This is a genomic window from Natrinema saccharevitans (assembly GCF_001953745.1).
Classification (GTDB): domain Archaea; phylum Halobacteriota; class Halobacteria; order Halobacteriales; family Natrialbaceae; genus Natrinema; species Natrinema saccharevitans.
The window spans coordinates 3,402,757-3,424,703 of the sequence record NZ_LWLN01000001.1; the positions used below are offsets into that span (position 1 = coordinate 3,402,757).

23 protein-coding genes are annotated in these 21,947 nt (G+C 68.2%); 4 read left to right on the forward strand and 19 right to left on the reverse strand.

Annotated elements, in window-relative coordinates:
* Positions 1–42 precede the first annotated feature (42 nt).
* A complete protein-coding gene (locus tag A6E15_RS17205; RefSeq protein ID WP_076148046.1) occupies positions 43–813 on the forward strand; it encodes an SDR family NAD(P)-dependent oxidoreductase in 771 nt (256 codons plus the stop codon).
* A gap of 13 nt (positions 814–826) precedes the next feature.
* On the opposite strand, the gene A6E15_RS17210 is transcribed toward A6E15_RS17205, so the two are convergent.
* The 6 genes from A6E15_RS17210 to A6E15_RS17235 form a co-directional block, all read right to left on the reverse strand.
* Positions 827–1,627: a hypothetical protein gene (locus tag A6E15_RS17210; RefSeq protein ID WP_076148048.1), complete on the reverse strand. Its 801-nt coding sequence runs from the start codon at positions 1,625–1,627 to the stop codon at positions 827–829.
* A 157-nt stretch (positions 1,628–1,784) separates the two neighbouring features.
* Positions 1,785–2,204: an Hsp20/alpha crystallin family protein gene (locus A6E15_RS17215; RefSeq protein WP_076148049.1), complete on the reverse strand. Its 420-nt coding sequence runs from the start codon at positions 2,202–2,204 to the stop codon at positions 1,785–1,787.
* Between the two features lie 62 nt (positions 2,205–2,266).
* Complete coding sequence (locus A6E15_RS17220) at positions 2,267–2,725, reverse strand: peroxiredoxin (RefSeq protein WP_076148051.1); 459 nt, start codon at positions 2,723–2,725, stop codon at positions 2,267–2,269.
* Positions 2,726–2,867: 142 nt separating this feature from the next.
* Complete coding sequence (gene pheA / locus A6E15_RS17225; protein WP_076148052.1) at positions 2,868–3,686, reverse strand: prephenate dehydratase; 819 nt, start codon at positions 3,684–3,686, stop codon at positions 2,868–2,870.
* A 79-nt stretch (positions 3,687–3,765) separates the two neighbouring features.
* Positions 3,766–5,073, reverse strand: coding sequence for an MFS transporter (locus tag A6E15_RS17230; protein WP_076148054.1), 1,308 nt, complete (start codon positions 5,071–5,073; stop codon positions 3,766–3,768).
* Between the two features lie 449 nt (positions 5,074–5,522).
* Positions 5,523–5,831 carry a non-histone chromosomal MC1 family protein gene (locus A6E15_RS17235; protein WP_006183296.1) on the reverse strand — a complete coding sequence of 103 codons (309 nt, stop codon included), beginning with the start codon at positions 5,829–5,831 and terminating at the stop codon, positions 5,523–5,525.
* 224 nt (positions 5,832–6,055) lie between these two features.
* Here A6E15_RS17235 and A6E15_RS17240 point away from each other — a divergent pair, with 224 nt between their 5' ends.
* Positions 6,056–6,253, forward strand: a complete 198-nt coding sequence (locus tag A6E15_RS17240; protein ID WP_006183297.1) for a SymE family type I addiction module toxin — start codon at positions 6,056–6,058, stop codon at positions 6,251–6,253.
* Positions 6,254–6,417: 164 nt separating this feature from the next.
* Here A6E15_RS17240 and pheT read toward each other — a convergent pair whose 3' ends face one another.
* From pheT to A6E15_RS17265, 5 genes are all read right to left on the reverse strand, one after another.
* The gene (gene pheT, locus A6E15_RS17245) at positions 6,418–8,130 is read right to left on the reverse strand and encodes a phenylalanine--tRNA ligase subunit beta (RefSeq protein WP_076148055.1); all 1,713 of its coding nucleotides are present in this window, start codon (positions 8,128–8,130) and stop codon (positions 6,418–6,420) included.
* Complete coding sequence (pheS, locus tag A6E15_RS17250) at positions 8,130–9,710, reverse strand: phenylalanine--tRNA ligase subunit alpha (protein ID WP_076148057.1); 1,581 nt, start codon at positions 9,708–9,710, stop codon at positions 8,130–8,132. The genes pheT and pheS overlap by 1 nt, the downstream gene beginning before the upstream one ends.
* A gap of 375 nt (positions 9,711–10,085) precedes the next feature.
* Positions 10,086–11,327 (reverse strand): hypothetical protein, encoded by a 1,242-nt coding sequence (locus tag A6E15_RS17255; protein WP_076148058.1) that lies wholly within the window; start codon positions 11,325–11,327, stop codon positions 10,086–10,088.
* Positions 11,328–11,499: 172 nt separating this feature from the next.
* Positions 11,500–13,137 (reverse strand): tryptophan--tRNA ligase, encoded by a 1,638-nt coding sequence (locus tag A6E15_RS17260; protein WP_076148061.1) that lies wholly within the window; start codon positions 13,135–13,137, stop codon positions 11,500–11,502.
* Between the two features lie 168 nt (positions 13,138–13,305).
* Positions 13,306–13,743 (reverse strand): helix-turn-helix domain-containing protein, encoded by a 438-nt coding sequence (locus A6E15_RS17265; protein ID WP_076148062.1) that lies wholly within the window; start codon positions 13,741–13,743, stop codon positions 13,306–13,308.
* Positions 13,744–13,870: 127 nt separating this feature from the next.
* Between A6E15_RS17265 and A6E15_RS17270 the strand changes: the two genes are divergently transcribed.
* Positions 13,871–14,467 carry a hypothetical protein gene (locus A6E15_RS17270; protein ID WP_076148064.1) on the forward strand — a complete coding sequence of 199 codons (597 nt, stop codon included), beginning with the start codon at positions 13,871–13,873 and terminating at the stop codon, positions 14,465–14,467.
* Positions 14,468–14,528: 61 nt separating this feature from the next.
* Complete coding sequence (locus A6E15_RS17275) at positions 14,529–15,455, forward strand: ornithine cyclodeaminase family protein (protein WP_076148065.1); 927 nt, start codon at positions 14,529–14,531, stop codon at positions 15,453–15,455.
* Positions 15,456–15,680: 225 nt separating this feature from the next.
* Here A6E15_RS17275 and endA read toward each other — a convergent pair whose 3' ends face one another.
* From endA to A6E15_RS17315, 8 genes are all read right to left on the reverse strand, one after another.
* A complete protein-coding gene (gene endA / locus A6E15_RS17280; protein ID WP_076148436.1) occupies positions 15,681–16,757 on the reverse strand; it encodes a tRNA-intron lyase in 1,077 nt (358 codons plus the stop codon).
* Positions 16,758–17,049: 292 nt separating this feature from the next.
* Entirely contained in the window at positions 17,050–17,820 is a 771-nt protein-coding gene (locus A6E15_RS17285; protein WP_076148437.1) for a DUF91 domain-containing protein, read from the reverse strand.
* An 87-nt stretch (positions 17,821–17,907) separates the two neighbouring features.
* The gene (locus A6E15_RS17290) at positions 17,908–18,606 is read right to left on the reverse strand and encodes a hypothetical protein (protein ID WP_076148067.1); all 699 of its coding nucleotides are present in this window, start codon (positions 18,604–18,606) and stop codon (positions 17,908–17,910) included.
* 150 nt (positions 18,607–18,756) lie between these two features.
* Positions 18,757–19,944, reverse strand: coding sequence for a helix-turn-helix transcriptional regulator (locus A6E15_RS17295; protein WP_076148068.1), 1,188 nt, complete (start codon positions 19,942–19,944; stop codon positions 18,757–18,759).
* Positions 19,945–20,055: 111 nt separating this feature from the next.
* A complete protein-coding gene (locus tag A6E15_RS17300; protein ID WP_076148070.1) occupies positions 20,056–20,304 on the reverse strand; it encodes a hypothetical protein in 249 nt (82 codons plus the stop codon).
* 126 nt (positions 20,305–20,430) lie between these two features.
* Entirely contained in the window at positions 20,431–20,781 is a 351-nt protein-coding gene (locus tag A6E15_RS17305; RefSeq protein ID WP_076148071.1) for a hypothetical protein, read from the reverse strand.
* A gap of 217 nt (positions 20,782–20,998) precedes the next feature.
* Complete coding sequence (locus A6E15_RS17310) at positions 20,999–21,373, reverse strand: hypothetical protein (RefSeq protein ID WP_076148073.1); 375 nt, start codon at positions 21,371–21,373, stop codon at positions 20,999–21,001.
* A gap of 24 nt (positions 21,374–21,397) precedes the next feature.
* Positions 21,398–21,895, reverse strand: a complete 498-nt coding sequence (locus A6E15_RS17315; protein ID WP_076148074.1) for a hypothetical protein — start codon at positions 21,893–21,895, stop codon at positions 21,398–21,400.
* Between the last annotated feature and the right edge of the window lie 52 nt (positions 21,896–21,947).

Here is a 21,947-nt window from a genome sequence, read left to right on the forward strand (position 1 = left end):
TAGCCAAGGGATTTTATCTCCGCCTCCCACCATTCTCGAGGCATGGTAGCAGATTCCACGGTATTCGTCACGGGCGCGAGTCAGGGACTGGGTCGAGAAATCGCCGTCGCGTTCGCGGACGAGGGCGCGAACGTCGTCCTCGCGGCCAGAAGCGACGGGATCTACGAGACCGCGGACCTGATCGACGCCCCCGAGCGGACGCTGGCGGTCGAGACGGACGTGACCGAGCCCGACTCGGTCGAAGCCGCCGTCGACGAGACGATCGAGACCTTCGGCGGGCTGGACTGTCTCGTGAACAACGCCGGGATCGCCGGCCCCACCGCGCCGCTCGAGGCGACGAGCGACGACGAGTGGCTCGAGACCCTAGATGTCAACGTCGTCGGGGTGGCCCGCGTCACGCGGGAAGCGGCCCCACACCTGCGCGAGTCGGAGCGGGGCAGCGTCGTCAACATCTCCTCGATCGGCGGCAAGCGGCCCTACGCCAACCGGGGGCCTTACGCCGCCTCGAAGATGGGGCTGATCGGCCTGACCCGCGCGCTGGCGGCCGAGTTCGGCGACGACGGCGTGACGGTAAACGCGATCTGTCCCGGCCCAGTCGAGGGCGAGCGCATTCGGGGCGTCTTCGAGCGACAGGCCGAGGAGGCGGGCGTTCCCGTCGAGGCGGTCGAAGGGGAGGTCCTCGAGAGCCTCATGATCGACGACCTGGTCCCGCCTGAGGAGGTCGCCGACATGGCCGTCCACCTCGCGAGCGAGGCGTCGCGCCACGTCACGGGCCAGGACATCAACGTCTCGTCGGGCGGGGCGTGGTACTAGCGCCGGTCGAACGTCAGAGGACGGCGAGAACAGCGACGAGCAGGCCGAGGCCGACGAAAACCCCGCCGGCAACCCGACGGAGCCGAACCGACGAGCGCACCTGCTCGCGCTGTTCTTCGAGGCTCCCGGCCGCGATCGCGAGCGGCGTCTCGTCGGTTCCCCGCAGGACGTACCCGTCAGTGGTCTCGACCAGTTCGCCCCGGACGACCAGTTCGTCGCCGTCACGGACGACGGTGGCCTGATACTTGTCGGGCATGGTGGTCTTTCCGCCGACGCTCACGTTGAACTCGAGGTCGCTGACGACGCCGTCCTCGCTCGCCAGCCCGGTTCGCTCGAGGAAGTGATTGACCGGGTCGAGGTCGCCGAGATAGGACTCCGTCTCGGGATCGCCCAGAAACAGCCCCGGCGAGTCGAAGGGGTCGCCGTCCGCGTCGGTCGCCAGCGTCGTCGCGTCCACGCGGACGCGGTCCCAGCTGTGATCGACGGCGAACTCGCCGACCGCGAGTTCGGACTCGGCGGTCCGCCACCGGCTGCCGTTCGGTGTGTTCTCCTTTTGGCGGACCCGCCACGCCCAGAGGGCGGCCGAATCACCGCGGTTCGGTTCGGGTCCGGTCCGTGTCGGTGACGCCGGCTCGAGGACGCGGACCGGACCGCTTACCGTCGCTTCGCCGCCCGGCTCGACCCGCTCGTCGCTCGCCGACGCGAGTTCGCCGATCGTCTCCTCGCGACTGTCGAGTTCGCTGGCTCGAGACAGTACGGTACCACCGACCAGGAGAAAGATCCCGGCGACGACGAGTGCGACCACTTGGACCATGTCAGAAGTGTTGCAACCGAGACATAATAACCGTCCGGAATCTGTCGATCACCGCGACGGCTGCGGTGACCGCACGGGTGCCGTCGCCGCGTCCGCATCGCTCATCGGCCCGGATCGAGGGCGGAAACGCGGGCGGCTTCGAGGGTCGAAACGCCGACTACTCGATGTCGATCCGCTTCGAGTCCTCGCCGTCCGAAACCTTCGGGAGGTGGACCGTCAGCACGCCGTTCTCGAAGCCGGCCGCGACCGCCTCCTCGTCGACGGGCTCCGGCAGACGGATCCGGCGATTCGCGGTGGTCTCGGTCCGCTCGCGGCGGACGTACCGGCTCTCGGCGTACTCGCTCTCGTCGGTCCGAGCGGCCTCGAGGCGGAGCGTCCCGTCCGCGAGCGTCAGCTCGATGTCGTCGGTCTCGTAGCCGGGCAGATCGGCCGTGACGACGAACTCCTCGCCGGTGTCGGCGACGTCGACCGGCACCGAGCCGGGGACCTGCAGCCCGCCGGCGGTCATCCCCTCCTCGACCTGACTGCTCACGCGGTCGAGCATCTCCTCGATCTCGTCGAACGGATTTCGTCGCATACGTAGGGTTAGAACCCCGACGGGGATAAATTCTACCCGCGACGCGTCGACAGAAGGCGTCGTCACTCCGGCAGCGTTACGAGGCCGTCCTCGAGCGCGTCGAGCAGTACCTCGCGGGCGTGGCCGTCGGGATCGACGCCGTCGTAGGCCGCCTTCACGTCGCCGTCGGAAAGCAGGAACGTCGTCCGCGTCGTCACGCCGCTGTCGCGCAACTCGACGTCGAAGGCGTCGGCGATCTCGGCCTCGGGGTCCGCGAGGAGATCGAACTCGAGGCCCTCCGAATCGCAGAACGCGCGGTGGGACTCGACGCCGTCGATCGAGACGCCGTAGACGTCGACGCCGGCCTCCCGGTAGGTCTCGAGTTCGCGCTGGAACTGGTTGGCCTCGACCGTACAGCCGGGGGTGTCGTCTTTCGGATAGAAATACAGGACCGTCGGCGATTCGAACGAGAGGGTAACTTTCTCGCCGTCCTGGTTCGGTGCCGTTACGGTCGGCGCGTCGTCGCCTGCAGCGAGTGCCATACCCCCGATACGGCGGGCCGCGGAAAACGGTTTCCGGTCCGACACGCCCGCGTCTGCCGATCGCTTCCGGTCGCGGTCGGGCTCCGACCCCGCGACCGGCGACCGGTTGAGGCGGCTCTCCGGTCGTTGCTCGCGCCGTCGGTTACTCGACGACGTGTTCCGTGTCGTAGGAGCCGAGTCGTTTGACCCACCCCTTCTCGGCCAGTTCCTCGAGGTCGTCGATCGCCGCCCCCGTCCGGGACTCGTAGAGCCCCGCCTCGAAGTCGACGTGGAAGACGTAATCGCCGAGCCGCTGGCCGCTCGGCCGCGACTCGACGCGGGTCAGGTTGATGTCGCGCTCCGCGAACGGCTCGAGCAACTCGAGCAACAGGCCGGGATAGTTGGCGTTCGGGTAGACCACGAGCGAGGTCTTCCCGCCGCCCGTCGACCGCTCCGCGGCGGGGGCGATCGCGAAGAAGCGCGTCGCGTTCGAGTCCTGGTCCTGAATATCCTCGGCCAGGACCTCGAGGTCGACGCCGTCCTCGGCGTTGGCCGGGTGGCCGATCCCCGCGACCGACGGATCGTCGCGGGCGAACTCGACGCCCTGGGCCGTACTCGCGACGGCCTCGAGCGTCGCGTCGGGGTACTCCCGCTCGAGGTAGGAGCGACACTGCGCGAGCGCCTGCGAGTGGCTCGCGACGGTGTCGAACTCGGGTCCCTGCGCCAGCAGGGCGTGTCTGATCGGCGTGACGATCTCGCGGACGACGGCGACGTCGTACTCGGCGAGGGCGTCGAGGCTCTCGGTGACCGATCCTTCGATACTGTTCTCGATCGGGATGACGCCGCGGCCGTACTCGCCGCTCGCGACGGCGTCGACGATCGCTGTCACCGACTGACGGAAGTCGATCTCGCCGTCGTCGGCGACCGCCGTCGTCGCCCGGTGTGAGTAGGTTCCTTCGGGTCCCAGCGTGACTGCAGCCATTACCCACCGATAGCAGGCTACGGGTCAAAAGACCGTCGGGTTCATCGACGACCGAGAGGAGTCGTCGACGGACCGCGAGTCAGTCGTCAGCCGACTCTCCCGTCGCGGTGCCGCCGCTCGAGGCGACGAAGCCGTCCTCGGTCGCCCGCTCGGCGACGTGGGGCTGGAAGACCCACGCACACAGCAGGACGATGGGGAGCATCGTGGCCGCGACGACGGCGTAGCCGGTGTGGAGGTCCGGCATCACCGGCGCGGCGTAGACGAGCGGGTAGACGATCCCGCCGACCGTCCCGACGCCGCCGACGACGCCGGCGACGCTCCCGGAACTGTTGGGGAACATGGCCGGAACCTGCGCAAAGATCGCGCCCTCGGCGAACGCACAGCCCATCCCGACGACGAAGCCGGCGGCGACCGCGAGCACGACCTGCCCGGAGAGCCCCGCCAGCGTCATCCCGATCATCGCCAGCACGATGAAACACAGCGAGACGAACGTCCACTGCTCGCGGTATCGGCCGGTAAACACCGGGAGAATGTTCTTCTCCTTGCGCGCGAGCAGGTCGCTGACGTAGCCCCCGAAGGGCCGCAACAGCCCGGCCGCAACCGAGAACGTCGCCGCGAAGGTACTCGCGAGGACGAGGTTGTCCGTGTCGAAGCCCTCGCGGTAGTAGGTCGCCAGCCAGCCGTTCATCGACAGCTCGAGGCCGAAGCTCATCACGTACGCCAGCGCGAGGACGACGGTTCCGTAGCGGGTGGCGGTGTAGATCCAGTCTTTGAAGTTCGCGCTGTCCTTGGTCGCCTGTCGCTTCTCTTCGCTCTTTGCGGCCTCACCGAGTACGAAGTAAGCGACCGCCAGTAGAATCGAGACGATCCCGGTGTAGAAGAAGGCGGCCCGCCAGTTGCTCTCGAAGAGGGGGCCGCTCCAGCCCTCGCCGAACACGCGCGGGAGGAGCAACGCGCCGCCGGCGGCACCGGCGTTCCCGACGCCGGCGTAGATCCCCTCGGCGGTGCCCAGTTCCTCTTCCTCGAACCACTCGGAGACGTGCTGGATCCCGATGACGAAGGTGATCCCCGCCGTCGCGACGATCAGCCGCGTGACGAAGAACACGCCGTAGGACTCGGCGAACGCCGACGCCATCGAGAACACGCCGACGTAGGCCAACACGATGGCGAACACCGTCGGCGCGCCCCAGCGATCGGAGAGCCAGCCCGTCAGGAGCCGGCCGAACGGCGCGAGCCAGATGGCCGCGCTCGCCAGAATCCCGATCTCGGCCACCGAGAGGCCGAACTCCTCGGCCATCGGCCCGGTAAACGGCGCGAAGGAGAACCAGATGAGAAACGAGAAGTTGAACCCGATCGTCGCCAACGCCAGCGTCCGCCACTTGGTCATCTCGATCACGGCTGCTCACCTCCCAGCACGACCATAGCCGGCGCTTTCGATCTGAATGTAGTTAGCGCCCTTTGGGGGGCAAACGTCTCCAATAGCTTCAGTATATTCTTTTCTCTCCTGCACGATACGGCGAAACTATCGACGTTCACCCACATGCTATGCTCGAGCGAAGCGCGACCGCCCGTATAACGCTACTTAAAACTCCTCCAACCCTTTGCCCATCTCCCAACACGACCGACGCGTATCATTCCATATATGATTTCAACGAATGCACTCTCTCCGCGAGTCTTTATGGAATACGGAATTAGTTCCGGCGGCTCCACGGTCGTTCGTCAGCTTCCCGATGCGAGCGACCGGAGCCGATCGCTCGCGGACGACGCCGGTGACGGGCTCTCACGACTGTACCGCTGGGCGGTCGCTCCCGCCGAGAAAACGACCGAGGTGGCGACTTACTCGTCTAAGTGTTCGATTCCCTTCTTCGAGACGTTCGCTTCCGTGATCTCGTCGGGCATCCAGTCGGGCTTGTCGTCCGGTGCCGTCTCCTCCCACGCCCAGCCGTCGTAGATGTGAACCTTGTCGGTGCCTTTCTCCCGTAATCTGAGTTCGACCCGCTCGGCCGACTCCTCGCTCGAGCCGGGCTCGAGTCGCCGGGCCGCCTTGAGCGCCGCCTGCCGGGGGGTGTTCCCCGAGAAGACGCTCGATTCGTCGCCGCCCGATTCGCGCAGTGCAAAGTTTCGTTTCCCGTCTTCGCGTACCATGATTTTCGCCTCCGTGTCAGTCCAGCACACGATCCGACATAAAGATATCCCCACAAATCGACCGACTGCGTCGGTATGTTTAAGTGAACAGCGGCCGCCACACTTCCGCAGTTTCCGCGTCGATAGCCCTCGTCACCGCGTGGTTTCGCCCGCCTCGGTCACGTTCCGAGGCGTCGAAAACACTTAAGTATATCCTACGGCGAAGTTCGGGATAGAATCCCGCGATGGTACGGAAAAAGAAGCTGAGTCCAAGCGGTGCGAAAGACGAAGACGGTAACTATCACAACGTCCATCTGAACCTCCACGAGGACGAACTCGAGGTCGCGGGCATGGATATCGGTGACGAAGTCTTCGTCCGAGTTCGGGACGGCAAGATCATCATCCAGAAAGCCGACGAGGACGACGTCGAACACGAGTTCTAAGACCCACCTTTTTACGCTTCGGGATTCGCTCGCGGAGCGAGCGAACCGCTCGGCGCAAAAATCTGGACCAAAAAGGCCGCTCGCTCAGCCTTCGGCTTCGCTCGCGGTACAGTATCTGGGCCGCCATCGCGGCAAACCGCTCAACTGAGAAAACGGCCTTCTCCTCAGCGCAGCGCCTCGAGGTCGAACTCGAACGCCGAGACCGGCACCTCGAGGTCGTGTTCGACGAGTACCTTCGGGTGGACCTCGCCGATCACGCCGACTTTCTCGCCGTCGATGACGACCGCCGCGGTTCGACCCGAAATGAAGGTCGGGTGGTCGGTCGGCGGCGTCTCGAGGTCGACGTCGAAGTTCCGGGTCAGCGCCTGGAGCCGGGCTTTGGCGTCCTCGTACCCGGCCTCGTGGTGGGCGAGGACGGCTCCGACGCGACGGCCTTCCGCGACGCCCGTGTTTTCGCTCTCGTCGATCTCGGCCGCGAAGCCGATCTCCGCGAGGTTCTGGGGATAGGCGCGGTGGGTGTTTCGTTCCAGCACCATCAACAGCGAGGGCGTGACCCAGGTCCGCAGCATGGTAAAGTCCTCGCTGTAGGGCTCTTTGATCGTCGCGGGCTCGCCGGCCCCGTAGACGCCGTCACCGGGCGACACGTCGAGCCGGTCGTAGTTCTCCGCCTCGCTGATCATGTGGAAGTTCAGCAGGTCCTCGAAGCCCAGCCCGACGAGCTGGTTCCGGGCCGCCCGCTCGAGCCGAGAGCGCTCGTGGCGGCCGCCGACGGTCCCCACGTCGGGGTAGCGGGGCTCGAGGTCGTTGAAGCCGTAGGCCCGTCCGAGGTCGTCGATGACGTCCAGCGGGTGAAGGACGTCGACGCGGTAGGGGGGGATCGTCACCTCGTAGACGAGATCTCCTGCCTCGTTTTCGTCCCGCTCCGCCTCGAGCCCGGATCGCTCGGCGAGGTCGATGACCGCCTCGGGGTCGAGCCCGATGCCGAGGATGGTCTCGATGCGGTCGTGGGCGACCGTCTTCGTCTTCGTCGAGAAGTCGGGACGGACGATCTCGTGATCGGGGTACTCCACCGTCACTTCCTCGATCGTGGCTCCGCGGGCCGACAGCGCGTAGCAGACGATGTTCAGCATCTTGTCGATCGTCCACTGGTCGGTGCCCGTCATCTCGACGAACAGGTCACGGGAGTCCGTCGACACCTCGGTGCGGCGGCCGTTGATCACCGGCGGGAACGAGAACAGCCCGATGTCGTCGTAGATCGCCGGATACCGCTCGTATCCGCTCACCAGATCGGCGTAGGTCTGGCCCGTCTGGTGGTCCTCGAGGACGTCCGCGGGCGTCATCTCGGCGTCCGAATCGAGGGGGACGAACCGGTCCTCGTCGGGCTCGAGCCCCACGTACTCGATAGTCGGGTTCCCTTCGGTCGCGGAACTGCCTTTGAGCATCGTCAGGTCGTGGATTCCGATCGCGCCCTTCGCGCGCTTGCGGCCCATCGTCGCGTGGAGTTTCTCCTGCAGTTGAATCAGGGACTCGAGGGCCTCGTCGTCGAGATCGACGTCGCGGATCACCGCGCCCGTGACGTAGGGCCGCTCGTCCGGCACCGACTCGTCGACCTCGATCGTCCAGTCGGGCGAGTTCGGCGACGGGACGTGGATGCCCCGCGCGTCGCCGTACTGGTACCGCAGCGAGCGGGCGACTCCCTCGACCGAGAGCCGGTCGAGCCGGTCGGGCGCGAACTCGAGTTCGAACGCACCGTCCTCGGTTCGGCCCTCGAACTCGAGGCCCAGCCCGAACAGGTCGTCTTTCAGTTCGTCGTCGTCTTTCTCCTCGCTGCCGGTCAGCTCGCGCAGTTCGTCGGGGTCGATGTCGACCGTGGGCATCAGTAGGTCACCTCCGTCTCGCGCAGCAGTTCCAGGTCACACAGCGTCCCGTGGATGTCCCGGATGTCCTCGAAGCCGTACATCAACATGAGCAGCCGCTCCAAGGCTAGTCCCCAGGCCATCACGTCACACTCGACGCCGAGTGGCTCGAGCATCTCCTCCCGGAAGATCCCCGAGTTGCCGATCTCGACGAGTTCGCCCGTCGTCGGGTGGGTGCCGAACAGCTCGAAGCTGGGCTCCGTGTAGGGGTTGTAGTGGGGTTTGAACCGGATGTCCTCGATCCCGAACTGGGAGTAGAACTCCTCGAAGGTCCCCATCAGGTCGCGAACGGAGAGGTCCTCGGCCATCACCCAGCCCTCGATCTGGAAGAACTCGAGCAGGTGGGTCGGGTCGAGCGTGTCGTTCCGATAGACCTTCTCGACGCTGAAATAGCGCTGTGGCGGCTCGAGATCACCGATCTCCTCGCCGGAGAGATACCGGGTCGACAGCGAGGTGGTGTGGCCCCGCAGCGCGAGCGCGCGGGCGAAGTCCTCGTCCCACGGCGAGTGATAGCCCTCGCCGTCCGGGCCGACGCCCTCCCTGTGGGCGCGCTCGACGCGGCCGACGAGGTCTTCGGGGAGGTCGTCGATGTGGGTCGGGTTCTCGAGGGCGAACCGGTCCCAGTGGGTCCGCGCGGGATGGTCCTGGGGCATGAACAGGCAGTCGTTGATCCAGAAGTCCGCGTCGACGTGGGGGCCGTCCATCTCCCGAAAGCCCATCCCGACGAGGGTGTCCTTGACCCGCTCGGCGGTCTGGCGCAGGATGTGGACCTTGCCGCCGTCGAAGCGCTCGGCGTCGGCCTCGACGTTGTAGTCGGCGAACTCGACGTCTTCCCACTCGCCGTCTTCTCGCGGCTCTTGGCCGCTCGAATGGTCGGCGAAGCTTTGCTTCGCCCAACTGGTCAGTAGTTCGGGCGTGACCTCGCCGACCGTCTCGCTCGTTTCGATGCCCGCCATCAGTTCCGTGACGGCGCGTTCGGTCAGCGTGACCTCGCGGACCGTCGACTCGCGGCGGTCGACCAGTCCGCGGCGCTCGAGCTGGTCGATGGTATCGGCGTCGGCGTCGGCGCCGTCGAGCGGCGTCTCGCCGACCTCGGCCAGCGCTGCCAGCGCGTTCGCCTCGGCGTCGGCCTCGGGGTCCGCGTCGGGATCGGCGGTGATCTCGCCGCTGTCGATGACGCCGTAGCCCTTCCGCGCGTAGTTCGAGAGCGCGATGTCGACCGCGTCGCCCTCGAGCCCCGATGCGCCGATGATCTGCCCCATCGAGACGGGGTCGGTATCGGCACCGGCCTCGAGGGCGGCCTCGTACAGCCGCACTTCGGGGAGAGCGTCACCGGCGTACTCGACACCTTCGTCGGTGAGCGACACTGTTTCGTCGACCCGCTCGCTGACGGCGACCAATCCTTCGTCCTCGAGTTCGAAGACGGCCCCCGTGACGGTCTCGGGGGGCAGGTCGGTCGCCGCGGCGAGGGCGTCGACGGACGTTGCCTCGTCCGCGCTCGCGGCCTCTAGGACCGCGAGCTGTTGTTCGGGAAGTTGCATTCGCTTGTTTGGATGGCCGCGTGTCGGTCAGTTAGCGGTTCCGATACTGCCTGGGGCGACTCCCGGCAGGGCGTCGAACGGTCGGTTTCGCAGCGGGCGTCCGGTGTGAACGCCCGCGGATCCACCGGCCCGAGTCACCGGGCGAAGAAGAAACCGAATCCCGTGTGTGGTCGCCGTGGCTGCTCGCCGACACCGGCACACTCAGGTCGTTCGCGTTCCGAGCCCTGTCTCGGCCGCCTCGACAGGACACCGGCACACGCACGTCGTCTGCGGGATTCGAGTGCCATATCCGGGATGATTCGCGAGCGGGCTAAAACGTTGTGGTACGAGCCATCACACCACTCGTGTTCGGCTGCCGGCGGCTCGCGGCCGTCCTCACCCGTCTGGCACGCGCGTCGTCTCGAGCGAGCCGGTATCGACCCACTCGAAGCCGGCTTCCTCGGCGGTTGCGGTCGCCTCGGGGATAGCCGCGGGGTCGAACTCGTCGGCGAACTCGATGCGGACCGCTTCGGACTCGGCGGCCGGGAGTTCCGGCAGGAAATCGTCGTCATCGAGCAGTCCCCGCACCGAGACGGTCCCGCCGGCGTCGAGGGCGGCCCCGAGCGCACGATAACGGTCGTCCTCGGACGCGCAGTCGACGTCCGCTCCGAACGTGTCGTTCGTGACGCGCGCGGTCTGGCTGGTCCCCGAGAGCGTGCCGAACTCGTCGGTGTCGGTCGATCGGCGGCTTCGGTTCGTGTCCTCGGCCCCCGTCGGTGTGGTGTCGGTCGTGGATTCGCCGTCGGGGTCGTCCCGGTGTCGTGAGCGCGCAGGCGTCCCTCGCAGTTCGAAGCCGTCGATCTCGTTCGAGCCGCCGGCCCCCGACGCCGCGTCCGAACCCGCCGCCGGCTCCGCTTCGTCGATGAGCGATTCGACGTCGTCACCGCCGGTTCCGGTGTCCGGTTCGTGCCCGGCCCGCTCGAGTGCCCACGGCGGCCACGGCTCGGCGTCGCTCGATCGGGTCGCGTCGTCGGCCGACGCGTCCGGGACGTACGCTGCGAGACCGAATTCGGGACACAGCGGCCGCTCGCCCGCTTCGATTCCCGGGCCGTAGCGATCGCGGAGTCGCTCGTGTTCGGCTTCGTCGATCAGCGCGGCCCGCCAGCGGTCGACTCCGGCCGACAGCAGGACGAACCGCGCGTCGGTTCCCGCGAGGACGGCGTCGTTGATCGCCCACAGGACTGCCGGGAGGTTATCGGTCCCCAGCGGCGTCTCGGGATACGTGACGGTCGTCTCGCGACGGCGGCCGTGGCGATCGGTCGCCGTGAGTGTGGGTCCGTCACCGGTGTGGGAGACGGCCAGCGACCAGCCGATCGACTCGAAGACCGCGACGAGTTCGGCCTCGAGGTCGACCGCGGCGTACCGCGCCGAGCAGGCGAGCCCCCGGTCGCTGTCCGTGATCGTCCGGCGAAGCACCGTCGTCTGGTCGACGCCCGTCGCGAGCGCGTCGGCAAGCGCCCTCTCGAGCGACCCGTCGCTGGCCGACGCGCGGTCCAGGGCCGCCGGTGTGACGCCGAACGCACCGAGAACGTCGGCGGAAACCAGAAGTTCGTCGGACTCGTGGCGGGACCGAGCCATCAGTATTGTCCCGTTTCACGAACGGCTGTATATAGTTTCGTCAGACGCTCTCCCCCCAGCTCCCCGCTCCGAAAACCCGATCGAGCGGCGTCGGACGGAAATCTATCGACCGTCTCCGGCGCGACGTGAACCGTCCCGGGACGACCCCGGAAACGAGTGCCGATACTCCGCCTCAGCGACGCCGGGGCGACTCGAGTTCGATGTCCGTTTGCTCGAGCAGGCCCGCGACCTCCTCGCGTTTCTCCTGATGTTCCTCGAGGAACTCCCGCATCAGTTGCGCGGCCTGCTCCTTGCAGTCGCCACAGAGGCGTTCGCCGCCGACGCACTCGTCGTAGACGCGCTTGGCGAACTCGTCGTCGTCGCCGGACAGCAGGTAGGCGTAGAGTTCGTAGACGGGACACTCGTCGGCTTTCCCGCCTTTCTCGCGCTGTTCCTCGGCGGTCTCGCGGCCGCCGGTGGTCGCGGCCTTGACCTTGTCGTAGCCGTCCTCGGGGTCGTCGAGCAAGGAGATGTGGGAGGCGGGGATCGACGAGGACATCTTGCCGCCGGTCAGCCCGGTCATGAACCGATGGTAGATCGAGGAGGGCGGTCGGAAGCCGTAGCCGCCGTTTGCGACCTCGACCTCGCGGGCGAGTTCCTCGGCCGCGGCGGGGTCGAGGTCGAAGGCGTCGACGTGGTTCTCGTAGACCCGCTTTTCGCCCTCGACGGCGTCGATCAGGGCGTCGAATGCCTCGTCGGTCGCCCGCCGGTCGAAAAAGCGGGTGCGGGGCCGGATCGGCTCCATGCCGGCCTCCTCGAGTTTCGTCAGGACCGAACGCAGCGTATCGGCGTCGACCGTAAGTTCCGACAGCGGCGTCTCCTCGACCGCCTCGGCGACGTGAACGCAGCGCAGTTGGTCGTCGTCGAACTCGTCGGGCTCGAGGTCCGCGTAGAACTCGGCCACGAGGGCGCGTTCGTCGGGCTCGAGTTCGAAGCTGGCGTACGCTTCGCTCACCTTGAAAAAGCGCATCCGTTCGGCCAGATCCCGCGCCAGCCGGACGTGGGGGTCCTGGTCGGGACCGACCGGGATCACGGTCGGCTTGGGCTCCTCGAGTTGCGGGTAGAGGATGTCGGCCATCTGGGTGACGACCGACTGCATGTGCGAGACGTCGGTCTCGCCGTCGAAGCCGTAGATCGCCTGGAACTCCGAGAAGTTGGCGTCGGCACCGAGTTCGAACGCCAGGTCCTGCAGTTCGCGATTCGTCGACTGGCGATAGAGCTCGCCCTCCTCGGGGTCGAAGCCGAGCGCGAGCAGCGAAAGGAGGTAATCGCGGGCGTGGTCGTCGATTTCCTCCCAGGACATGCCGCGGGCGGAGTTGGCCTCGAGGTCGGCGATCAGCGCGTAGGCGTCGGCTCCCTGCTGTTGGTGCCAGATGATCTCGTCGAAGACCAGCTTGTGGCCGATGTGGGGGTCGCCGGTCGGCATGAAGCCCGAGAGGACCGCCGCCGGCTCGTCGTTCCGGAGGGCCTCGGCGACCGGCCGGTAGTCCCGGTGGCCGAAGATGACGCCCCGTCGCATCAGGTAATGCGGGTTCGGGACGTCCTCGAGGATCTCGTCGAACTCCTCGATGCCGAACTCCTCGAACAGCTTGCGGTAGTCGGAGACGCTCGAGGATCCCCAGGGGTCCAGCGCGACGTCGGTGACGGCTCCGCCGTCAGCTCGAGGGATCGGAGATCCCTCGCCGTCGGCACCAGTGGCCCCTCCATCAGCGAGCGGTTCCCCGGTCGTCGGTTCCCCGGACTCCTCCTCGAGTGGGTCGTCTCCGGTCATCACCTGCGTTTTGGCGCGCCGGCGCGCAAAAGCCTTCGGCTTCGCCGTTCGCATACCCGGTCGATGCCGGATGGACGATGGCGTTCATACGGTCCCCTGTCAGCCAGTACCGGTGTCCCCGCAGGACGGTCGCGGGGACACACCAGTACACAGCGACACTGATCCGTATCAGGCGTCGGGTCGGGGCATTTCCTCGAGGTCGCGGATCCGGGCGGTCTTCTCGACGGCTCGGTACTGTCGTTGCCACGCATCCCGCGGGAACAGGCCGTTCCGGTCGAACAGTTCCCGGGCTGCGTCGGTGAGTTCGTAGAACTTGTATGGGTAGTCCCGAAGCCGCTCGCCGGGTTCGAACGCCCGTTCCCGAACGACGCCGACCGATTCAAGCGCGCCGAGGTGTCGCCGAATGGCGTCGTCACTGAGCGGTGGGTTCATGTAGTCCAGTTCCTCGACGCTCGGGGCACCTTTCGGGTGGCCGACGATGTCCGCGATGATGTCGGCTCGCTTCTTGTCGGTTGCCTTCTGGAGTGCCCGCCACGTATCGAACCCATCGTCGGTGACGTGCCCCATCCCTTGCGTCGGATCGGCTACCGCCGTCTCCGGCCTCATATCCCGTTGTTGGACCGCCACTGGCATAAACACTTGCATCTGAATGAGTTTAGTTTCACAAGTGATTCCACAACTAGTCTACCACTACCCCCGCAATTGATGTTGTTTCCGAGACGATTCGGGGCCGATGGAACCGGACGGCGATGACGGTGTCGACTCCGACCGGGGTCTCCCGGCTGAAGACGAACTCCTGACCGAACTCGAGGGTGTCAGCCTCACGCCGAGCGACCACCAGCGGATCAAAGACCTCGTGAACGGTCCGGAGATGGACCGTATCAGGGGTCACGAGCGACGGTATCTGGTCGTCGGTGCAGGGGGCGAAACGGGGGCCGCCACGAGACGCGGGATCGTCTACGACCGCCTCGATGCACGGTCCGATCCGCCGGCGGTCGCGATGCAACTCGAGGAGTTCGGACTCACGCCCGAGGAGATCGAACTGTGGACGCGCGTCTTCGATATCCTCTGTGGACGGGCGACGCACATCGTCGCCGTTATCGAAGATTTCGACGGTGGATACGTCTGGGAACTGGGCTTGCTGTTTGCCCCCGCTTATCGCGACAAAACGTGGGTACTGAAACGGCGCTATCCGGCCCCGGCGACCGAGCGAGAACGCTACGACAACGGAATGGCCGCCTCGTACGTCGAACTCCTGCTGACCGGCGACCGCGCGTGCGAGTGGCACGACGCCGACGAACTTCGGGACGCCGTCGACGAAATTCCGTGAGTTCCGCGAGGGCGCTCACCGAGCGCATACCGTTATGGGTGCGCCGTCCGACCGGGCATCTATGACCGGATTTCCGCTCCTCACCGACGGCGACGTCTACTCGCAGTTCGACTACGAACAGGTCGTCGACGCCATGCGTGACGCCGTCGCCGAACGAGCCGCGGGCACGCTCGAGGCGCCGCCGCGCTGGCGGGTCCCGGCCGGCGAGGGCGACCTCGTCTTTACCGCGGGGGCCGCGACTGGATCGACGAACGCCGCCGGCTTTCGCGTCTACGAGACTCACGGCACCGGCGACGATCACACGGAACTGGTGGCGGTCTTCGACGCGACGACCGGTGCGTTCGAGGGTCTCGTCGCGGGCCACGCCGTCGGCGGGCTTCGCACCGGCGGCATCGGTGGCGTCGCGATCGACGCGCTCGCCCGTCCCGACGCCGAGACGCTGGGGATTCTGGGCACGGGCTTTCAGGCGCGAGCGCAGGTCGGCGCGGCGTGTGCGGCCCGCGACTTCGACGCGGTCGCGGTTTACAGTCCGACCGCCGAGAGCCGCGCGTCCTTCGCCGAGATCCTCGGCGGCGCGGTCGAGCCGCCCGTTCGCGCGGCCGACGACCCGGAGCCGGTCGTCCGCGAGGCCGACGCGCTCGTCTGTGCGACAAACAGCGAAGAGCCCGTGTTCGATCCCGACTGGCTCGAGCCCGGCACCCACGTCACGACGATCGGCCCGCGGTTCGAAGACGCCCACGAACTCCCCCTCGAGGTGGTCGAGCGGGCCGACGCGATCGCGACCGACTCGCTCCCGCAGGTCGATGCCTACGACCGCCCCTACATCGCTTCGGGTGCGGACCGCGACCGGATGGTCGAACTCGCCGCCGTCCTCGAGGACCCCGATCTCGGCCGCCGGCGCGCGGACGACCTCACGCTGTTTTGCTCGGTCGGGCTGGCCGGGACGGAGGTCGTCCTCGGGAAGCGGTTCCTCGAGCGGTTCGCGTAGCGAACAGCCTCCGTCCTCTGCGGTGGCGCGCGCTGTCGGCCAGCCGAACGTAGTGAGGGTGGCCGACGACGTTGCGCGAGGGATGAGTGAGGGAACGGCGTGACCGAACGAATCGGCTGGGGAGGGCGTGGCTATTCCGTGTTGCCAGTTTGAGCAGGACACTCGTCGTTTCGTCCACGCTGCCGGTATAACGCCCGTCTTCGGTATCGATACCCCGGCCGGTTACTAGGGCGTCAATCGCTCGAGCGACCACCACTCGATCCCGTCGCCACCGGCGGAGTCCTCGCCCACCAGCGCGAACACCATCGTCTTCCGGACGCCGTGGGCCAGCCGCACGTCCAGCGCCAGATCCCGCGGCTCGAAGACGTAGCCGGCCGGATGCACCCGCACCAGCAGTTCGGAGTGGCCCAGGTTCTCGACGGACTCCACGTCGGCGTAGGTCCGGAAGTCAGCGCCGAACTTGTAGCCCGTCTTCGGCACGACGCCGCGCTCTCGCAGGGCCGCGTAGACGCGCAGCCGTCGATCGAACCGCTCGCCTTCGACCTCGCGGCCCCGCTCGCGAACCGTCGCCGGCTCGAGGTCGATCGCCCCCCGTTCGGCCAGGTAGGCCGCCTCGAGCAGGGAACACTGCAGCGTCGGCTCGTCGTACTCCCGACCCTCGAGGGGCTGGCCGTAGAAGGTCTTCTCGTAGAGTTCGAGCGGCGGCTCCCAGACGACGACTCGATCGGCCAGCAGGTCGGCCTCGCAGCCGTCGGGCAAGGCGGCGTCGGCCCCCGACGAACCGGTGGGGTCGCGCCGATCGACCTCGAAGTAGGTGATCTCGCTCTCCTCGTCGACGACCGCCAGCACGCCCGGCCGGAGTTCGGCGGCGGGAACGTCCGTCCGCTCGCCGACGATCCGCAGTGCGTAGGCGATCTCGCCGTCACCGGGGCCCTTGCCCCGCGGGAAGACCGCGAAGTCGGCCGCGCCGCCGGGCGGGTCGGCGACCCACGGCTCCGCCGCCGGCGAGAGGTAGAAGCCCCGCGAGCGCAGGTCCGCGTAGACGAGAAAGCGCACGCCGAAGTCGTCGCCGGGCTCCCGCGAGATGAACTCCCGGAACCCCAGCCGCTCGCCCCCGTCGACGTCGACGACCGCCTCGAGGTCGCCCCGGTAGAGCAGGTGGGCCGCCTCGACCGGCGCGAGCGCGATCTCGTTGCCGGAGAGCGGGTAGCCGTACCCCCGCGAATCGTGATACCGCTGGCGCGCGTCACCGCCCACGCGGACGACGTCGTCGGCCGCGTCGAACCGCCCCTCGAGTGTCATGGCCGGGTGTTTGCCGGCCGGCACTAAGTGGCTGCGGATCGATTCCTCGTTTCACTCACACCGGCGGGTCGGCTTCGGTGACAAGCCGCTGCAAACACTGTGAAAGCCCCTGACGCGGTGGACTCCCGCGACTCGCTGCGGTCCTCAGTCGCTCGCTCCGCTCGCTCGTTGCGGTCCTTGCGTCGTCGGGGTTCGCCCACCGCGTCAGCCCCTTTCAGTCCCACCCACCGCAGCGGCGGCCGGTCAGCGGGCTGTCGCGCGGCGGATACTGACCTCTCTCGCTGCCGTTCGGTCAGTCGTCGGCCGCGGCGTCGCTCTCGAGCGGTCCCTCGAGCGCCCGATCACACGTCGCGTCGAGACAGCGGATCCCGCTTGCGGTCTCGAACGTCGGCAGGCCACAGCCGCACTCGCCGTCGACCACGCCGGCGGGGACGGCGAAGCCGACCTCGCAGTCGGGATAGCGTTCGCAGCCGGCGATGAGCCCGCCGCGCCGGAGGATCCGGAGATCGCCGTCGCAGTCCGGCTCGGGGCAGTTCCACTCGCGGTCGAAGGCCTGTTTGACCGCCGCGTCGAGCGATCCGCAGCCCCGATCGAGACAGACGTTAAAGGCCAGCCCGCGCTCGACGCGCATCTTGGGGAGGCCGCAGTCGCACTGCTCCCCCCGGACCGTCGCGTCGGCGGGGACGCCGTACTCGTCGCCACAGCCGACGCAGTGGACCCCGCTCGAGCGCACCAAGGCCCCGCCACAGTCGGGACACGTGCCGACGGGGGTTCCGGCCGCCGACGAGGGGTAGTGGGCGAACCCGTCCTGTTCGTGGGCGGCGATCCGCAGCGTCTGGGTGTCCTTTTTGGCGACGAGGGTGAAGCCGCCCGTGCGGTCGCTCGAGACGCTGTCGGCGCGGGTCAGCCACGCGACGGGCTGGTAGCCGTCGGTGTCGTGGACCAGTACGGTGTTGTCGGGCTTGACGATCGTCGTCACTCGGCCTCGATACTCCTCGCGGTCGCCGTTCTCCGCGATGACGGTACAGTCGCCGGCGAGCACGCGGATCGCGTCGTCGATCATGGCCGCGTTGGCCGCGGTATCGTACTTAAAATCGCGGTCGCGGTAGTCGCCCTCGCCGCCGACAGTCCGCACTCGCGCCAGCCGTCGTCAGTCCGCGGTCGGTTCGGTCGCCGTCTCGTTGCCGTCGCCGGGGCCGCCGGCTCGGCCCTCACCAGGGGCGTCGACCGGGCCGCCGGGGCCGCGATCGGTCCCGATCGAACGACCGACGTCGTTGCCGGCGATCGAGCGGGCGATCGCGGCCGTTTCCGGGCCGCCGAGGTCGCCGGCTCGCGCCCGTAACTGCCCGATCGACTCGGCGTCAACGTCGTTGTCGGCGAGCGCTCGGTCGGGGACCCCGGCCGCGGCGGTTTCGGCCGTGGCGGCCCGACGCTCGACACTCCGCATCTCGGCGGCGGTCGTCGCGACTTCCGCCCGGTAGCGACCCTCGCTGATCTCGCCGGTTTCGCGGGACTCGTTCAGGGTCGCGAGCCGTGACTCGAGTTCGTTGAGGCGCTGACGGCTCTCGTTGACCTCCGTGGCGACCACGGCTGCTTTCGTCTCGTTCGTCTCGGCGCCGGCGAACCGCACGCCGAAGGCTCGCTCCGAGACGTCGCCCTCGAGTTCGGCGTTCTGGACGCCGACGGCCGCGGCGAACTGTTCGCCGGGTGCGATCGAGTCGTTGCCTGCGCCGCCGTCGGTGCCGTCCTGTGCGCCGCCGCTCGGGGCGACGGTCGCCGCGGCCAGCGGGACCGCGACCGCTGCGACGAGTATGACCGCGACGAGCGTGATCGATGTGGGTCGGTTCATTGGTGGTGGGTGTCGCTCGCTCGATACCAGGCGGGGCGAGGACTTGGGGTCATCGACGGTTAACGCCGTTCAACGCCGTTTTCGATCCGGCTCCGTCCGGCGATTTCGACGGTTTTCGACCCGCGACCGTCTCGGCCGGTCCGACGCGAGTCATTCGTCCTCACCCGTCGAGTCCGACACGATCCCGTCGTCGACCTCGGGCAGCGAGAGGACGTTCTCGCGGCCGAGCCGGAACGACTCGAGCTCGCCGTCCTCGCGGAGCCCGCTGACGACCTTGCTGGTCTTCGCGTCGGTCCAGTCCAGTTCCTCGACGACCGCCTGCTGTTTCATCCGGCCGCCCCGTTCCTTGACCAGCCGGAGGACCTGTTCTTCGTTGCTCAGCAGTTCCGGATCGACCTGTTCGGCCGTGCCCGCGGCCACGGCGTCGCTTGCCGGGTCAGACGCGTCCGCCGGACTCGAGTCGCCGGTCGCCGCCGTCTCGACGTCCGGGCCGGCTGCAGACTCGGCGTCGGAACCGGACGCGGACTCGCTCCCGGAACCGGCCGCAGCGGTCCCGTCGCTGTCGGGCCGATCCGCCGTCGGCTCGCGGTTCCGGTACCACCACGCGCCGGCGGCTCCGAGGCCGAGCAGGACGACCGCCCCGGTCGCGATCAGCAGCGGACTCGAGCCGGTCGCCCCGCCGCCGGCGGTGACGACGACGCGGGGCTCGTCGTCGACGAAGTCGGTGTCGTCGCCCCGCCAGATCACGGCCCGCTCGCGCTCGTCGTCCGGATCGGGCGCGACCGACGTCCGCTCGTAGCCGTCGGGCCACTCGATCAGCAGGCGGGTCCCGTCGTCGAGGTAAAGCCCCGCGACGGCGTCGCCGGCACGGAGCCGATCGCCCTCGACGGCGGTGAACCCGTCCCAGCGGAACGTGTACCTGACGACGCCGTACTCGCGGGCGAACGACTGGCGCTCGGTCTCGACGGCGAAGTCGGCGGCGGCCATCTCCCGACCGGTCGCGTCGCTCGCCGTCGCGACGGTGCCGTTCATCCGCTCGGCGAACTGCGCCGTGTGGTTCGCCGGGTCGTCTTGGATGTCCTCGCGCAGCGACTCGAACGCCGCTTCGCTCTCGTTGTCGTCGAGTCGGATCCAGAACTCGAGGGTCCAGTCGGCGCTGCCGTCGGCCCGGAGCGCGACGTCCATCCGGACCTCGTCGGCGTCGATCCCGTCCTGCTGGAGGGTAAACGGCTCCGACTGGGCTCCTCCCGTCGCCGCCGTTCCGGTGGCCGCGATGGGGCCGGCAGCGACGAGCAGTATTACGACGACCGCGACCGTCACGCCGGCGCGACCGTTCATACGGGTCGGTACTTCCCAGCTCGGTTAAAACACACGGATGCCGGAGACTGGACCTTCAATCCCTGAAACGGTTGTGTGGGGAATATTCGACCAGAAAACATAGGAGAACTGTCACTCACTGGTACCGTTCGGGACGGCCGCGTCGTCGCCGGGCGTGACGGTTCGAACGGCCTCGCCGATCGCCTCGAGGACACTCCCGAGGAAGTCGGTGATCGCTCCGAGGAGGTCGGCAACGAACTCCGGAACGGGGTCCGGCATGTCGTTCGGCGGGCCGTCCGCGGGTTGGACCGCCGCGGCGCCCGTCGCGCCGAGGAGGAGGGTCAGTGCCACTGCGATCGCGAGTATCGGTCGTCGCTGCATCACGACTCGAGAGCGTGGACTCTCCCTCATCAACCGGGCAGTCGGTGACCCCGATTTGCGCCGGTTTGTGCCGGTTATCGACCGTCGGCGGCCGGTATCGATCGCCCTCGGCCGACGGCGAGGGGCTCACGCGCCAGGGACGCCGAACGCGCCGACCCCGAGCCGGAAGACGGCGTTGAGGACGAACAGGATCGCGATCGCGGCGAGCCAGGCGACGAACCCGATGGCCGCGGCCGTCCCCCAGCCGCCGGGGTAGCGCCAGTTGATCACCCAGACCCAGGCGATCAGGGCGAGTATCGGGCCCAAAAGCGGGATCCACGCGGTCAGTCCCCAGGCAAACCCGCCGAGGATCGCCGTGACGAGCGCGTGCGAGTAATCGTCCACGTCGGCGACGATCCGCGCGCTGGCGTAGATCGCCAGCCCGCCGACCACCAGTGCGACCAGAAACGCGACGAACGAGCCGATGACGGAGACCATACGGACCGGTTCGGCCTCCAGCTACGTATAATGGACCGCTCGGGGCCGTCGCATTCGGGTCGGTGTGAACGAGACGACTCGTGATTCGAACCGCCGGCTCGAGCCGGCACCTGCGCAGCACGGCGGTCCGTGGACGGGGGCGTCCGGGAGAAGCGTCAGCGGGGTGGTGGAGGGGACGTCAGCGGGACGGGGGCGGAAACGCCAGCGGGGGCGCGATTCAGGTGCCCGGCACGCCGAGCGCCGACACCGAGCCGATGCCGAGCAACTCGAGGGCCGCGAGGACGACCACGGCGGCCGCCCAGGCGGCGACGCCGACCCCGGTCGACCGGAGCCAGCCGAGGTCGTAGCGCCACTTGACGATCGTGACCCAGGCGACGATCGCCAGCAGGCCGCCGAGCAGCGGCACCGCCTCGAGGACCGCCCAGGCGAGGGCGGCCAGCAGCGCGGTCAGTACCGCGTGGCCGTAGTCGCGGGTCTCGGCGACGACGTAGGTACCGGCCTGGAGGGCCGCGCCGCCGACCAGCAGGCTCACGGCGAACGCCAGCAGTCCGTCCTCGAGTCCGGTCGGGGCCGGCTGCGCGAATGGGGGCATAGGTGTGTAGCGTTATCGGGCGGTCTATTCGTCGCTCGAGTCGTCGCCCTCGTCGGGCCGTTCGTCGCCGGTGCTGTCCTCGTCAGCGTCAGCGTCGCTGTCCTCGTCGGTGGCGTCGCTCTCGTCGGCGTCGTCACCGCTCTCGGTCGCGTCATCCCCGCCGGCAGCGTTCTCGTCGTCCGGCGTCACCTCGCTGATCGCGTCGCCGAGCGAGGTCTCGAGGTCGCCGCTCAGGAACGACGAGGTGCGGTCGTGGATCGCGGAGACGTGGTCGGGGACCTGCTCGGGCAGGTCGACGGCGGGGCCCTGCCCGTTCCGGTCGTCAGCGCCGGCGGCGGCCCCGTTCTCGCTTCCGTCGTCGCGGTCGTCCGCGGACCCTGCGTGGTCGTTCGCAGGGTGGTCGTCGGTACTGTCCGCGCCCGTGTCTACGGAGACGGGAGCGGAGCCGGGCGCCGCGGCGGCGAACCCGGTGGCTGCGATCAGTGCGGCGAGTGCGACTGCGATGGTGGTCGTTCGGTTCATAGCTTGCAGCCGACTCTCGGCGGGTCGACGCACTTGAAGGGGTACCGCCGTG

Coding starts and splice junctions, on each gene's coding strand:
- A6E15_RS17205 (WP_076148046.1), top strand. CDS start 43: ATGGTAGCAGATTCCACGGTATTCGTCACGGGCGCGAGTCAGGGACTG.
- A6E15_RS17210 (WP_076148048.1), bottom strand. CDS start 1,627: ATGGTCCAAGTGGTCGCACTCGTCGTCGCCGGGATCTTTCTCCTGGTC.
- A6E15_RS17215 (WP_076148049.1), bottom strand. CDS start 2,204: ATGCGACGAAATCCGTTCGACGAGATCGAGGAGATGCTCGACCGCGTG.
- A6E15_RS17220 (WP_076148051.1), bottom strand. CDS start 2,725: ATGGCACTCGCTGCAGGCGACGACGCGCCGACCGTAACGGCACCGAAC.
- pheA (WP_076148052.1), bottom strand. CDS start 3,686: ATGGCTGCAGTCACGCTGGGACCCGAAGGAACCTACTCACACCGGGCG.
- A6E15_RS17230 (WP_076148054.1), bottom strand. CDS start 5,073: ATGACCAAGTGGCGGACGCTGGCGTTGGCGACGATCGGGTTCAACTTC.
- A6E15_RS17235 (WP_006183296.1), bottom strand. CDS start 5,831: ATGGTACGCGAAGACGGGAAACGAAACTTTGCACTGCGCGAATCGGGC.
- A6E15_RS17240 (WP_006183297.1), top strand. CDS start 6,056: ATGGTACGGAAAAAGAAGCTGAGTCCAAGCGGTGCGAAAGACGAAGAC.
- pheT (WP_076148055.1), bottom strand. CDS start 8,130: ATGCCCACGGTCGACATCGACCCCGACGAACTGCGCGAGCTGACCGGC.
- pheS (WP_076148057.1), bottom strand. CDS start 9,710: ATGCAACTTCCCGAACAACAGCTCGCGGTCCTAGAGGCCGCGAGCGCG.
- A6E15_RS17255 (WP_076148058.1), bottom strand. CDS start 11,327: ATGGCTCGGTCCCGCCACGAGTCCGACGAACTTCTGGTTTCCGCCGAC.
- A6E15_RS17260 (WP_076148061.1), bottom strand. CDS start 13,137: ATGACCGGAGACGACCCACTCGAGGAGGAGTCCGGGGAACCGACGACC.
- A6E15_RS17265 (WP_076148062.1), bottom strand. CDS start 13,743: ATGAGGCCGGAGACGGCGGTAGCCGATCCGACGCAAGGGATGGGGCAC.
- A6E15_RS17270 (WP_076148064.1), top strand. CDS start 13,871: ATGGAACCGGACGGCGATGACGGTGTCGACTCCGACCGGGGTCTCCCG.
- A6E15_RS17275 (WP_076148065.1), top strand. CDS start 14,529: ATGACCGGATTTCCGCTCCTCACCGACGGCGACGTCTACTCGCAGTTC.
- endA (WP_076148436.1), bottom strand. CDS start 16,757: ATGACACTCGAGGGGCGGTTCGACGCGGCCGACGACGTCGTCCGCGTG.
- A6E15_RS17285 (WP_076148437.1), bottom strand. CDS start 17,820: ATGATCGACGACGCGATCCGCGTGCTCGCCGGCGACTGTACCGTCATC.
- A6E15_RS17290 (WP_076148067.1), bottom strand. CDS start 18,606: ATGAACCGACCCACATCGATCACGCTCGTCGCGGTCATACTCGTCGCA.
- A6E15_RS17295 (WP_076148068.1), bottom strand. CDS start 19,944: ATGAACGGTCGCGCCGGCGTGACGGTCGCGGTCGTCGTAATACTGCTC.
- A6E15_RS17300 (WP_076148070.1), bottom strand. CDS start 20,304: ATGCAGCGACGACCGATACTCGCGATCGCAGTGGCACTGACCCTCCTC.
- A6E15_RS17305 (WP_076148071.1), bottom strand. CDS start 20,781: ATGGTCTCCGTCATCGGCTCGTTCGTCGCGTTTCTGGTCGCACTGGTG.
- A6E15_RS17310 (WP_076148073.1), bottom strand. CDS start 21,373: ATGCCCCCATTCGCGCAGCCGGCCCCGACCGGACTCGAGGACGGACTG.
- A6E15_RS17315 (WP_076148074.1), bottom strand. CDS start 21,895: ATGAACCGAACGACCACCATCGCAGTCGCACTCGCCGCACTGATCGCA.